The organism is bacterium, assembly GCA_021108215.1.
Taxonomy (GTDB): domain Bacteria; phylum Oederibacteriota; class JAAXVQ01; order JAAXVQ01; family JAUVAV01; genus JAIORK01.
This window is the reverse complement of record JAIORK010000048.1, coordinates 16,981-29,621: the sequence shown is the minus strand read 5'-3', so window position 1 is coordinate 29,621 and position 12,641 is coordinate 16,981. Positions and strand designations below refer to the sequence as shown.

Here is a 12,641-nt window from a genome sequence, read left to right as displayed (position 1 = left end):
ATTATTGTGTAAGTCTGCAAAAATTTATTCAATTTTTTGTTTCTATTAAAATCTGCAAAAATTTACTCAAATAATTCTTGCCTTTTAAAGTATATCACCGAAAAATAGCAGAGTCAAAATTCAACGCAAAAATAATACAGCTGTTTTAAAAGGATATTATTGGAAAACTATAATTTACAAAAATAGTATTTTTTTTTACAGGTTTAAAAAATTTTAATTTATAAAAAATTGGGCAATTGAAGTGCTAGGCAACCTTCCCGCGCACCCGAACTGGTAAAAACGCAGCCAAAAAAAAAGCACTCATCAGGATGAAACAGGCAAAAGAAAAAAGATGCCCAAAACACGCGTAACTTGTTAAAAATGTCCTGGGATAAATGACAACCGGATTGATTCCCGGCTCAAAAAGCGGAATGGGTTTGCCAAGGCGTCCCCAGGGATCAATCAGCATACTGGGCCCGGTCATACCAGCTTTTACAAAATAAGCACGATTTTCAATAGCTAAAAAAACCGACATGGCAACCCGCTGAGTACTCATGGCGGATTTTCCTGCCCATCCGTCATTGGAAAGTGAGATAAAAAAATCCGCACCCTTCCGGGCCATTCGGGTGGCCAGAACTTCATATTGATCCTCATAGCAAATCAACGTTGAAAATTTGGAAGACTCCCACTGAAATACCGTATACTCTGTTCCGGGTTCAAAATCCACTGGAATCGGTTCGCGCACCACTGCCTGCATGAAAGATTTCATCCACTCCCATGGAATATACTCCCCGCCGGGAACCAATTTTATTTTCCGGTAGCGCCCCAGAACCTCACCTTGCGGACCTAATAAAAAAGCACTGTTATAATGATGGTATTTAGGCCCCTCAAGCAAGTAGGTTTTCTGGTACTCATTGCTGGTCAATACTGTCGGAATTTGGTGTTGGCGTATCAATGCACGTAATCGGTCTTCCCATTTTTTTTCCGGGGTGTATTCCAGGAAACTCGGAAAACAGGACTCAGCCCAAATAATAAGATCCGGCTTCCCCTGCGCCGCCTGGGCATGCAGACTCTCCATCTTGGTCATAACCTTGTCCTTGTAGCTAGCATCCCAACGCTGGTCCGTATTAATATTTCCCTGGACCATTGCAATGGTGAGGGCCTGCGGTTTTACCCTCACGAACCGGACCGTCTCTATAACCAGCATACCCAGCAGGCCACTCCAGACGAGGATGATGACTGCGCCCAGGATTAAATGAAGCGGTTTTCGAAACAGCGCCGCTTGAATTCTTTTTTTTGAAAAATACATGCTTGAAAAATCCGGTTCCCTATGTCTAACACTATTGTTTAGCCGGTCTATGCCCAAAAGGACAAAATAATTGATCCAAACCAGCATAAACGAAACCCCGCCCACACCGGCGACTGCCGCCACTTGTCGCAAAAGCGGATTGGCGTACTGGGAATGCCCCAAACTCCCCCAGGGCCACCCGCCGGTGAGAATCTGTCCACGCACATATTCCCAGGCTGTCCAAACAATCGGGAGTACCAACCAATGAGGGAGCTGCAACCGGTCGCGGAGCAGACGCGCCGAAGCGCCAAAAAGCCCGAAATAAATTCCTCCGCATGCAGCAAAAAAAATCCAGCCGATCGTATTGTCTACATTTGTATCTTTGTTGATAAGCCGGAGCCAATAAATAATTCCCAAAAAATAAATAAACCCTACCACCCAGCCATAGACAAAATTACCCCGCCAGCCGGTTTTTCGCCAAAGAGAAAAATAAGGCACCAAAGCAATCAAAGCCAGCCAGCCGGGAAGTGAGGAAAATCCTGGCCACAGGGCATTGGGCCAGGAAAACCAAAGCAACATACCGGAAAAACCGGCAAATGCATAATCCCTCCAAAGGGACGATTGCTTAAAAAATGAGAGTGCGCCCACAAATACCTCCTTCGTGAAAAAAGTATAACATTCTTTTTTAGCCGTTGCCGCAGTTTTCGAAAAGCAGCCGAAACCCATACTTCTTTAATTATTGAGTCGATCCTAAAAAACACGAAAAGTGTTAGGGATATTGGTACGCGTGTTGTTGAACGAATAGGCTGCATGGGAGTGAAACAATACGCACAGGTCTCAACCGATAGTAGGGAATGGTCGCGACCATTCCCTACTATCGGTTGGTCAAACAATTGATCGCGTGAGCTGCCAAAGAACAAAGTACGGAACGGGGATATGGATAGACACTAAAGTAGCGGTCAACGAAGGCGAGGTATCATCGTATCATCCGAATCCCGGCACCCGGCATTCGCCGGGCAATGCCCGGCGTACTTGCTCAATCGTTTGACCAGGCTCCATCGGGAAATGAGTTCCAATTTGATTTTTTCAGGATCAACTATTTAATCAAAAATGTTCCGGTTTTATCACTTGACAAAGACCAGACCGGAATAGTACCATTTCCCCCATATTTTATGGAGGTTTTCTAATCGTGCCATTCCCAACAAATTCAGATCCTGCCTTTCTGGCGAAACAGGCGACAATCATCCGATGCGATATTATCGCAATGCTAGGAGAAGCCGGCTCAGGACATACCGGCGGGTCACTCTCGGTAACAGATATCCTAACCACTCTCTTTTTCTCAGAACTCAAACATGATCCCCAAAATCCGTCCTGGCAGGAACGGGACCGCTTTATTTTATCCAAGGGACACGCTGCGCCTGCGCTTTATGCGGCTTTGGCGAGAACCGGTTATTTTTCCAGCGATGAACTCTTAACCATCCGCAAGCTCAATTCCAGCTTACAGGGTCATCCGGATATGAATAAAACTCCGGGTGTTGAGATGTCCACCGGATCACTCGGACAGGGTTTGTCTGTCGCGTGTGGTATGGCCGTCGCCGCCCGTGATAAAAGCGGAAAACCGGGCTACCGGGTTTATGCCGTATTGGGTGATGGTGAGTTAAACGAAGGACAAGTCTGGGAGGCTGCCGCCAGTGCGTCTCATTACAAATTGGATAATCTCTGTGCCATTGTTGACAACAACGGCCTGCAGATTGATGGCAGGACACAGGATGTTATGAATATGGATTCCATTTCCGACAAATGGAAGGCTTTTGGATGGAATGTCATTGAAGCCGATGGGCATGACATGCAAAATCTCTTGGCCGCTCTTTCTTCAGCCCGAAATGAAACCGGCCGGCCGACCGTTATTGTTGCCAAGACGGTCAAAGGAAAAGGCATCACCTTCATGGAAAACAAAGCCGGCTGGCACGGTGTGGCCCCCTCGCAAGAGCAGGTCTGTCAGGCCTTGGAGGAACTAAAAAAATAAAAATCAACGGGCTTTCTCCCCTTGATAAAACCCAACCGCAGCGAACACTTTTAGCAGACATACGGTTGAGACGGTAATTATTCGAAGGAGTTTTTGTATGACTGAAAAAATCGCAACCCGGGAAGCCTATGGAAACATGCTGGCCGAACTGGGGGAACAACATGATAACCTGGTGGTGCTTGACGCGGATCTTTCCTGCTCTACCAAAACCTGTGTTTTTGCAAAAAAATATCCGGACCGCTTTTATAATATCGGAGTGGCCGAACAAAACATGACCGGCTGGGCGGCCGGACTGGCCGTTTCGGGAAAAATCCCCTTTACCTCCACCTTCGCAGTCTTTGCCACTGCCCGCGCGTTTGATCAAATTCGCAACTCAATCGCTTTCCCCAAATTAAATGTCAAAATTTGTGCCACCCATGCCGGACTCTCGGTCGGTCCTGACGGTGCTTCCCATCAAGCCATTGAGGACATTGCGCTTATGCGGGTCATGCCCAATTTCACAGTAGTTGTCCCTGCCGACGGTCCGCAGGCTGCGGCAGCCACCAAGGCGATTTATTATCTACCAGGACCGGTTTACCTTCGTCTGGGACGGCCAAAGGTTGAAAGTCTGAAGACGGACCAATCATTTGAAATCGGCAAAGCCCAGGTGCTTCGGGATGGATCTGATGCCGCCATGATTGCCTGTGGCACCTTGGTACAGGAATCCATCAAAGCAGCGGAAATTTTAGAAAAAGAAAACATCACCCTTCGGGTTATTAATATGCACACGATCAAACCACTGGATGAAGTTGCTGTCTATAAAGCCGCTCAGGAAACCGGCATTGTTCTCACTGCCGAAGAGCATACGATTATCGGTGGGTTGGGAAGTGCGGTAGCTGAAGTGTTGGCAGAATCAGCGATCCCGACAAAATTCAAGCGGCTGGGTGTACGTGATCAATTCGGTGAATCCGGCGAACCGGAAGAACTCTTCGAAAAACATGGATTGACTGCAAAACAACTTGCCGACCAAGTCAGACAACTGCTCGCCGCGCGGTAAACAACTCAAGACTCCGGATCATTCAATCCACTTTCCGCCGGTGCCGTTCCGCCATCACGGCTTGCACTTTCGTCCGGATTTTCTCAAATGCGCTCACCACACGCGGATCAAAATGCCTGCCGGATTCTTTCAAAATCATCGCAAACCCATCTTGGGATAATTCGGAAGGTTGCTGCCCCACGCTGCTGGTGGCCACATCAAAGGCATCGGCCACTGCAATAATCCTCGATCCCAGCGGAATATCCTCTTGCTGCAATCCATTGGGAAATCCACTGCCATCATAGGCTTCGTGATGACACAAAACCAAATCATGAATATTCCAGGGCAATTCAATATTTTCCAGTATCTGACCGCCGATTTCCGGATGGCGTTCCATGGCAGCCTGTTCTTCCGGGGTCAATGCTTCGGTTTTGAGCAGTACATTTTCCGGAATACCGATCTTACCGATATCATGCATCAGACCCGCCATCCGAATACGCTCAATGATGTCTTCCGGCAGCTGTAACTGTTTGGCAATCATGGCACTATAAACCGCAACCCGCCCCGAATGCCCCCGGGTATAGGGTTCCCGAACATCAATCATACCGGTGATAATCTGAATCACTGATTGATAACTGCTCTTGAGCTTATTATACAGCGTGGCATTTCGAATAATCACAGAAGCCTCTGAAGCCATGGTTCTAAACAAACGTACGTCATTGCCTTTGAACAAATTGCCGCCTTTTTTATTAGCTACAAAAAACACACCAAAGGTTTCTTCCTGACCGCGCAAGGGCACAGCCATTAAATTTCGCAACTTAAACTGCTTTTTAAATTCCGCCTCAACCAACGGCTCCTGCTCTGCGGTATTGGTAAACATTTCACGTGCACTGTGAAAAACCCGGGAAGAAATTCCCGGCGCATCCAGCGGCAAATTCATCGCCTCAATTTGTTCTTCATAAAATCCCACTGCGGCGGAATGCGCGCTTAACCTCCCGTTTTTTTTATCCAAGAACATCAGCCAGCATTTTTCGACATTTAAAACCTCGCTCACCCTCCCGACAATCTGCTCCAGAGCATGAGTTAGATTAGACACCTCACTGATGACTTGCGCCACCTCATACAGTGCCAATAATTCCTGGGCACGCTGTTTGGTCTCCTCAAACAGATTGGCATTGTCGATCGCGGTCGTGGCCTGATTGACCAACGTTTTCAGCAACACCCGTTCCTCGGAAACAAAGGCATGCTGTTTTTTCGCAAAAAGGTGGAGAACACCTATTATTTTATTTTTAATTTTCAGCGGTATAACCGCCATCGATACAATCCCGGCGCTACGCAAAAGTTCCTGATCCAATTTTTCGTCATCTCCGACATTTTCAATCCAAACCGCATCACCCGTCTTCATGGCTTGCCGGGTATACGCTGCCGCCAAAGGACGCCCCCGCAAATCAGCCGCCAGACCCAGGCTTGTTTTGCAAACCAATTCTGATGTTTGCTCACCTGTCATCCATATATCACTGGCCTGACATTGCATGGCATTTGCCACTTCAAGAATGATCAACCGCAAAAGAATATCTAGATCCAAAATAGCGTTAATATTTTGCGCAATCTCGGCAATGGAAGTGGTTTGCCGCAGACGCTTTGCCAGACTCTTTTTCTGACCTGTCATACCGACTGCCATGCGTGCCGTCTGTATAAAAGGTTGCACCTCCGCTTTAACCTGTTCGGTCAACGCCGTGGCAAACAAAACCAAAATCGTTTTTCCATCCTTGGGAAGTATTCGGCTCTTTTTTTTCGGTGTGTCCAGCGAAGCAATGAACACTGCGCCTTTTTCAAAGGATTTACCCAACCATGCCCGACTTTTTTGATAACGACGCAGCATGATTGCCGGACCTGCTGGACTGCGCCATTGTTCCCCGTTGGGTTTCAATTCCTGAAAAATGACTTGCCTTCCCGGGATCACCTGTAAAATATTTTTCTGATCCGCGACCCATTGGATAAGCTCATCGTCCGGTGCTTTTGGCAAACGAAGCTGTTTGGATGCCGCCACCAGCACCGGTCTGCTCCCATCCGGAGGTAAAATCACAATCCAGGCAGGACATGCACCAAACAACCGTCCGGCTTCCCGGGCAATAAGTCCGGCAACCTCTTTCCGGCTGCCGGCTTTGAGCACGCCTTGGACAAACGAATCCTTCATTTTTTTAGGCGTTTTCCGAATAGGTTTTTTTACTGTTTTCTTTCCCGGCATACTAGGAAACATCTCCGGTTTCTTTGATCACCCAGTCATGATAATCCTGAAAGCCTGCCGCACATAGGGACATTGTCTCGCCGCTTTCCCAGCGATCATTTGACGGTATCATGTGTCCGCACAGACCAACACACCGGCATAACCCACCACCCGGTCTTCGTCACCTGATACCTCCGCCGAGGTTGTATAATCTATCAGCTCTGCCCGAGTCGCACCCAGCGCTTTGGAAGCAACTGCCATCACAACCGCCGGTCCGACACCACACATTGAAATATTCTGTTCAGCCACGGTCTCCATAAGTCCCTCTGCATCCAATGCCAGCAAAGGTTGCAACGCCTTTTTATCCAGCGTCTGTGTGTCTTCCAAAGATGCAAAGTGATTCATGTCAGATGATGCCAGTACCACACATTTTTTCCGGCTGTTTTGGATCAACGCCGCAATGCTTTCCCCCAGCCTGCGAAGCTGCGTCATGCAATGCGTTCCCAATCCTATCGGCACAATGGAAAACCCACCACTCATTTTCTGCAAGAACGGAAGCTGCACCTCTATGGCATGCTCCCCTTCATGCGCCTGGTCGCTGTACGATACACCGGAACAACTTTTTTTCAAGGCCGCACTCATGGGACCATCAACCAAAACGCGTCCCAAGGGTGTCTCCCATTCCGCTGCCCGGGAAAGTGCAATTGCACCCCCTTGCCCACTGTGCGTGGGGCCTAAAAGAAAATAGACATCTGCCGGTTTCAAAGTTGCATAGACTTTGGCCGCCGTCCGTCCGGAAAAAACATATCCTGCATGAGGCACCATGGCGCCAAGCGCAGACCGCTTTGGCATGCCCGGTTCAGGCCAGAGCCCGTCCAATTGAAGTTGCAGCGCCGCCTTGTTTTCTTCGTAAAACATCCCGGCAACTGCCGGATAACGCAGCATACCGTCCTCCTTCACATACTGATGTCTCTGCTCAAATAATGCCATATCTCATCTTAAAATTGAATCGGAATTTTCAAAAGATAATAACTGCAAGCACATCGCTTGTTCCCCGCAGCTTGCCGACTTTTCAATTTGACAGTTACCCCTCCTCCATGCTAACACAAAGAGATGCACTCTTGGGTCCGGTTGTTCATCCTGACAGGTTCGCTAACATTCATGGCGCACACTCTTTTTGCCGGGCCGCAGCTTGTGGAAAAAGAACCGACGTCTCTACTCTATCCGCCTTTTTGGCATACTCCCTTCGGCATCCATCGGGGAACCCCGGAATTGCTCCGGCTGTTTTTGGGTAATCGCACCTATCTCGACCAACCACAAGACCTGACGTGTAACCTGCTTTTGCATAACCTTGGCATACAAAAACCGGGACCTCAGTTTCAAATCAGCGTACTGGGCGCCAACAGCGGCCAAGGCCACCTTATTTACAATCCCGACCTGACCCATCTCGATGTAGTGGGCGATGATCTGAATTCTCCGCATGCGTTCCTCCAACCGGCCGGAGTCGCTCTCCACACGAATGGTACGGCCTATGTCGTTGATCCCGGACGAAAAGAGGTTGTCATCTTAAAATTAAAAAACAACCGATTGATCCCAAAAGGAGTCTTGCCACAACCACCCGGCGGCTGGCAAAAACCCTGGGGCATTGCATTGGATTCCCAAGGGACCCTGTTTATTACCGATACCTTGCGAAACCAAATTCTAATTTACACGCCGGACCACGCCTATACCAAAAGTATCGGACCCGATCTGCCAAATAAAAAACGTCTGGCAGCTCCCCGTGCAATTTCTGTGGTTGATCCCGGTGAACCCTGGTCCTTTTACAAAAGTGCTTTTATTTTTTTTTCCGATCAGGATGGACAACGAATTTCACGAATGGATTTCGCGGGTAATTTGCATCATCAACGCACTGCCGCCTCTCTGGGTTTTTCCGGAGAACCCGCTGCTTTTGCCTGGCTGGAACTGGACTACTATGAAAATATTTGGGTCACTGATCCGCAGCGCTCGGAAATTCACAAATTCAACCGGCAGCTGGATCATCTGGTAAGCTTTGGGCAACCAGGCAAAGGGGACGGCTTTTTTCAATCTCCGACCGGCATTGCCATTCACCGGCATTTTGGTCAGGTTTTTGTCGCAGACAAACAGGCTGCCCATTATTTCTGGATCGGAACAGATATTCTTGATGCCCGGGCAATTCGTGATCCACTCAAATCAGCCACTATAAAAATCAGCTATTTTTTAACCGAACCTGCCTGGATCACAATTCGAATGAATCCGTCCACAAAGAAACAAGAAATACTGTTTGATAAAAAATGGTTTGATTCAGGAGCGCATCTGCACCACTGGCATCTGCCAAGTCAGAGTGCGGCGAAAGCTTCTGCGATCGAAGTGCTGGCGGTTGCGACGTATTCATCCAGTCAATTTAAAGCCAAACGAAAACTGCTAAAACTCGTACCGGCTATCTCTTCTGCCCCTTGACCGTAATAATAACCCGGCGATTTTTGTACCGCAGATCCGGATCAAGATTATTGGCAACAGGATTGGAAGCGCCGCGTCCACGCATAAGAATGCGCGACATAGGAATTTTATGATAAGCAGTCAGATAACGGGCAACCGCCTCGGCACGGGCTTTTGCAAGATAAACTTTTCTGCTCCCTTCATTGACCGAATCGGTATAACCTTCAATATAAATTTTAGTGTTCGGATGCTGATAAATAAATTCCGCTATAGCGGCAACTTGTCGGGCTGCTTTAGACGAAACCTCTGCCTGGTTCCGGCCAAAAAGAATCGGCCCAAATGTTTTTGAATTAAAAAATTCTTGGCGCGGATTTTTCTGCATAGGCAGCGTCCCCTTGCTACTAACCCCAATTCTTCCCTGCTGCTCCTCTTTTTGGCCGTTGATATCCTGCAACGCCATAAGGTAACGTACGCCCTTGATATCCTCAACAATCCGGTCTTTTTTGTCCCGGCCGTTCCAACGAATAAGCTTGGGAATTTCTTTGCCCTTGAATTCCTGCAGCGTCTTGCCCTGCCGGTCCCGCAAAGTCATTTTCCAATTTTTCACGCGTGCCCCTGAGCTGCGCTTGACACGAAAATGCACTTCCCGGGCCCCTTTTTTCCTGGCTTTGGTCACGCGTGCCTCTATCTTCAAGCTCCCCTTCAAAAAGGATCGCATGGCTGCCTCTTCTTTTGATATCGCAGCAATCGGCGAAACCCGCCTTGCGCTTATGGAACCACCATCAATGCCGAATCCCATCCGCGGTGTCATGATCGGCTTTTTCTTCTCTTTTTTCTTCCGCTTTTTTTTGGACGACTTGCCAATATCTTTCAAATCCAGTGTAAGAGAAATACGGTGGGCAATGCCCAGGTCACCTTGCGGCGCAAAGCTGTATCCAAAATCCCAAGCACCCAGATTGACCCCCAAACCGGCGGTCAACCCCCATAATCCTTCCGGTTTGGCAGCTGCGGAAAACTGATAGCCTGCCCGGATTTTTAATATCCGGACATAGATGTATTCAAACCCAAAATGAATAATCGAATCGGCAATTTCATGAAATAACACTTCTGTGTCCAATGCAAGCAGCAGTTCGCCCGGATTCCCAAAATTAAACTGATAGGTGCCGCCCGCTTGAACACCCATGGGAATCGAATATCCCTCAACGCCCATTCCCAAATTTTCAAAGTTGATGCCCAGCACCATATTTTTCATCCCATGGTATTGCGCTCCCAAATCAGCATACACTGTCATGGGCGAGACCTCACCCAAATCCTGCATGGCAAAACTCACCGCACCCCCGACACTGATATCGGAGGTTATTGCCATGCCCGCACCCAATGAGCCGCCAAACATCGCCATGGCAACCGATTCTTCGTTATAAATCATCACCCCGTCTGCGGCAATCCCGGTCTTCTCATAACTACCGAGTCCCAAGTAATTACCTCCCAGGGCCACGACCAAATCCTTACCAAACGGCACAGCAAAAATCACTGTTTCGCGGTTGATATCCTGCAACCAGGTATTGTGAATAAACGAAAATTGGGTGGACTTCAACTGTTCCAAGCCTGCCGGATTCCAAAAAAGCGAGCTCAAGTCATTGCCGGCGGCAACTGCCGCACCGCCCATGGCAGTTGCCCGGGTCCCCGCGCCGATCATAATCTCCGGCATCGCCACCTGCGAATAGGCGTAGTTTTCTTCAAGGTCAGCGGCGTGATTAACTGCCAACAATCCAAAAAATACACAAAAAAACAGAAAAGTTGTCATTTTCATTATGGGTATCTTTTGATACTTAAAAAAATAATTCATGAGTGATTTCCTGTTTTATGGAAACGTGTTATTTCCGCCCATTCATGCAATTGGTGCACCAATTGGCGGATGTGTTCTTTATCCAATGGTTCAAATTGCGCATCTTCAAAAACATCATAACGATATTCCACAGCAAAGGGTGTTAAATGCCTTATTTCTTCAAACTGATCCGGCACCTCAATCCCACCGTCTTTTGCCAGGTCAATTAATTCCACCAGCCGATGCGTTGGCGGAAACAACAATCCGCTTTTTGCCAAAACCGCCTTCAGTATTTTTTCTGATGCTTGCTGGGCATGAAAACCAAAAATTTCAACCGGCGCATCTTCATCACCAACCAATTTTTCAAGAATATACTCATCCTGCCTGGCCTTTTTCATTAAAAGAAAAAATTGTTTATCCTGCTGTGTCATATAAAACACGTCCTTCACGGGCTGCTCTATGAAAAACCGTGCCTGGCATGTCAGACCACTCTTGAAAATCATCCCGGCTGGAAACAACGATATCCACCGGAATTTTCAAGGGACGAAGAACATCGGAAAGCCGTACCATTTCAGCACGCCTGGCAGTTACCTTTGGTTCAATGACCATAATATCCAAATCACTGTGTACACCTGCCTCTCCCCGGGCCTGCGATCCAAAGAGGATCACCGTGGCATGCGGGGCTGCCGCTTTTAACAAATTTGTGACCTGATTGATGGTTTCTTCCGAAATCATTTCAAAACTCCCAGTAGGGAACGGTCGCGACCGTTCCCTACTTTCATTATTTTGTAATCACCAAACGCCGGATTTTATTTTTACTGGTCCCCTGGGCACTTTTCACACTAGCTTGAAACAAATACACCCCAGGCGCAATATCTTTAATATTCCAGGTTGTCTTGCGGTTGATGTTCGCAATTTTATTGTTATCCTCCAGATGCGCAACCTTGTATCCCAGTAAATTATAGATATCAATACTGATATCCGCCGGTGCACTAAGCGAATACATAAACGTCACCTGATCACCGGAAGCCGGATTGGGATAGACAATCACATCCCCTTGCGGCACCGGCCAGGGGGTGACACTGGCCGTCTGGGTTATGGTGGGTGTAATTGTATAGGTAGGCGTAATGGTCGGTGTATAGGTGAATGTCGGTGTGATGGTATACGTTGGTGTGCGCGTCGCAGTCAGTGTGATCGTCGGGGTAATGGTCTTGGTGGCAGTGATCACATCCAAAGAGACATCATCTACATATATATAATTAGGGTCCGAAACCCCGTCATCAAACGCCCGAAACCGCAAGGTAACATTTTGATCGCTGTAAGCCGGTAGATTCAGATAGTGCTGAACCTGTGTCCAGCCGGGTGTGGGTGTCGCCTGGATCAACTCCCCATTCCCCTGTTCACGGGCCACTTCAATCCCGCCAAAATGCGCATCCATATACAACTGTGTTCCAAAGACATAGGAAATTTTCCATTGATAATAAAACGTCAGGGTGCTGCCCACCGCATCTCTGGGAATATGCAAATATTGCTGTAAATAAGAATTTGTATACCCGCCCAGACTATTGCCCGGTGCCACCGCAACATTGCCTGGATTGGCGTCCGGCTGGACAACCCCGGAATGAATCGTCGGGTTAAAAGACGTGGGACTGGCTCCGGTCACCCATTGCGGAATATAAGAAGGATTGGATGATAAAAAATCACGATTCAAAATCAGTTCAGCCGCAAATAGTGTCGGGGTCAAAACCATTGCAACAGTCAACCCCACTACGATTCCAGAAAACCATTTTTTTATCATAACAGGCTCCAATTAGCGATACGCTA

At 48.0% G+C, this 12,641-nt stretch carries 10 protein-coding genes; 3 read left to right on the top strand and 7 right to left on the bottom strand.

Annotation, left to right across the window (positions count from 1 at the left end):
- Window positions 1-244 precede the first annotated feature (244 nt).
- Window positions 245-1,915, bottom strand: coding sequence for an apolipoprotein N-acyltransferase (gene lnt / locus K8S19_11110; protein MCD4814226.1), 1,671 nt, complete (start codon window positions 1,913-1,915; stop codon window positions 245-247).
- A gap of 616 nt (window positions 1,916-2,531) precedes the next feature.
- On the opposite strand from lnt, the gene K8S19_11105 reads away from it, so the two are divergent.
- Together K8S19_11105 and K8S19_11100 are read left to right on the top strand one after the other, a co-directional pair.
- Window positions 2,532-3,293, top strand: a complete 762-nt coding sequence (locus K8S19_11105; GenBank protein MCD4814225.1) for a transketolase — start codon at window positions 2,532-2,534, stop codon at window positions 3,291-3,293.
- Between the two features lie 97 nt (window positions 3,294-3,390).
- Entirely contained in the window at window positions 3,391-4,329 is a 939-nt protein-coding gene (locus K8S19_11100; protein MCD4814224.1) for a transketolase family protein, read from the top strand.
- Between the two features lie 22 nt (window positions 4,330-4,351).
- Here the strand turns inward: K8S19_11100 and K8S19_11095 are convergent, their stop codons facing one another.
- Entirely contained in the window at window positions 4,352-6,556 is a 2,205-nt protein-coding gene (locus K8S19_11095) for a GAF domain-containing protein (protein MCD4814223.1), read from the bottom strand.
- A gap of 108 nt (window positions 6,557-6,664) precedes the next feature.
- Entirely contained in the window at window positions 6,665-7,480 is an 816-nt protein-coding gene (gene amrB, locus K8S19_11090) for an AmmeMemoRadiSam system protein B (protein ID MCD4814222.1), read from the bottom strand.
- Window positions 7,481-7,696: 216 nt separating this feature from the next.
- Between amrB and K8S19_11085 the strand changes: the two genes are divergently transcribed.
- Window positions 7,697-9,013, top strand: coding sequence for an NHL repeat-containing protein (locus tag K8S19_11085; GenBank protein MCD4814221.1), 1,317 nt, complete (start codon window positions 7,697-7,699; stop codon window positions 9,011-9,013).
- Here the strand turns inward: K8S19_11085 and K8S19_11080 are convergent.
- From K8S19_11080 to K8S19_11065, 4 genes are read right to left on the bottom strand one after another with little or no spacing between them, the layout of a single operon-like run.
- Window positions 8,994-10,838: a PorV/PorQ family protein gene (locus K8S19_11080; GenBank protein ID MCD4814220.1), complete on the bottom strand. Its 1,845-nt coding sequence runs from the start codon at window positions 10,836-10,838 to the stop codon at window positions 8,994-8,996. The two genes, K8S19_11085 and K8S19_11080, sit on opposite strands and share 20 nt — an antisense overlap.
- Entirely contained in the window at window positions 10,835-11,248 is a 414-nt protein-coding gene (locus K8S19_11075; protein ID MCD4814219.1) for a HEPN domain-containing protein, read from the bottom strand. Before K8S19_11075 ends, K8S19_11080 begins: the two co-directional genes overlap by 4 nt.
- Window positions 11,232-11,552: a nucleotidyltransferase domain-containing protein gene (locus tag K8S19_11070; protein ID MCD4814218.1), complete on the bottom strand. Its 321-nt coding sequence runs from the start codon at window positions 11,550-11,552 to the stop codon at window positions 11,232-11,234. Before K8S19_11070 ends, K8S19_11075 begins: the two co-directional genes overlap by 17 nt.
- A gap of 46 nt (window positions 11,553-11,598) precedes the next feature.
- Window positions 11,599-12,615 (bottom strand): T9SS type A sorting domain-containing protein, encoded by a 1,017-nt coding sequence (locus tag K8S19_11065; protein MCD4814217.1) that lies wholly within the window; start codon window positions 12,613-12,615, stop codon window positions 11,599-11,601.
- Between the last annotated feature and the right edge of the window lie 26 nt (window positions 12,616-12,641).

Bases quoted from the DNA above. Each gene is read 5' to 3' on its own strand.
- K8S19_11085 (MCD4814221.1), top strand. From the start codon at position 7,697: ATGGCGCACACTCTTTTTGCCGGGCCGCAGCTTGTGGAAAAAGAACCG.
- K8S19_11080 (MCD4814220.1), bottom strand. From the start codon at position 10,838: ATGAATTATTTTTTTAAGTATCAAAAGATACCCATAATGAAAATGACA.
- K8S19_11075 (MCD4814219.1), bottom strand. From the start codon at position 11,248: ATGACACAGCAGGATAAACAATTTTTTCTTTTAATGAAAAAGGCCAGG.
- amrB (MCD4814222.1), bottom strand. From the start codon at position 7,480: ATGCTGCGTTATCCGGCAGTTGCCGGGATGTTTTACGAAGAAAACAAG.
- K8S19_11105 (MCD4814225.1), top strand. From the start codon at position 2,532: ATGCTAGGAGAAGCCGGCTCAGGACATACCGGCGGGTCACTCTCGGTA.
- K8S19_11095 (MCD4814223.1), bottom strand. From the start codon at position 6,556: ATGCCGGGAAAGAAAACAGTAAAAAAACCTATTCGGAAAACGCCTAAA.
- K8S19_11100 (MCD4814224.1), top strand. From the start codon at position 3,391: ATGACTGAAAAAATCGCAACCCGGGAAGCCTATGGAAACATGCTGGCC.
- K8S19_11065 (MCD4814217.1), bottom strand. From the start codon at position 12,615: ATGATAAAAAAATGGTTTTCTGGAATCGTAGTGGGGTTGACTGTTGCA.
- K8S19_11070 (MCD4814218.1), bottom strand. From the start codon at position 11,552: ATGATTTCGGAAGAAACCATCAATCAGGTCACAAATTTGTTAAAAGCG.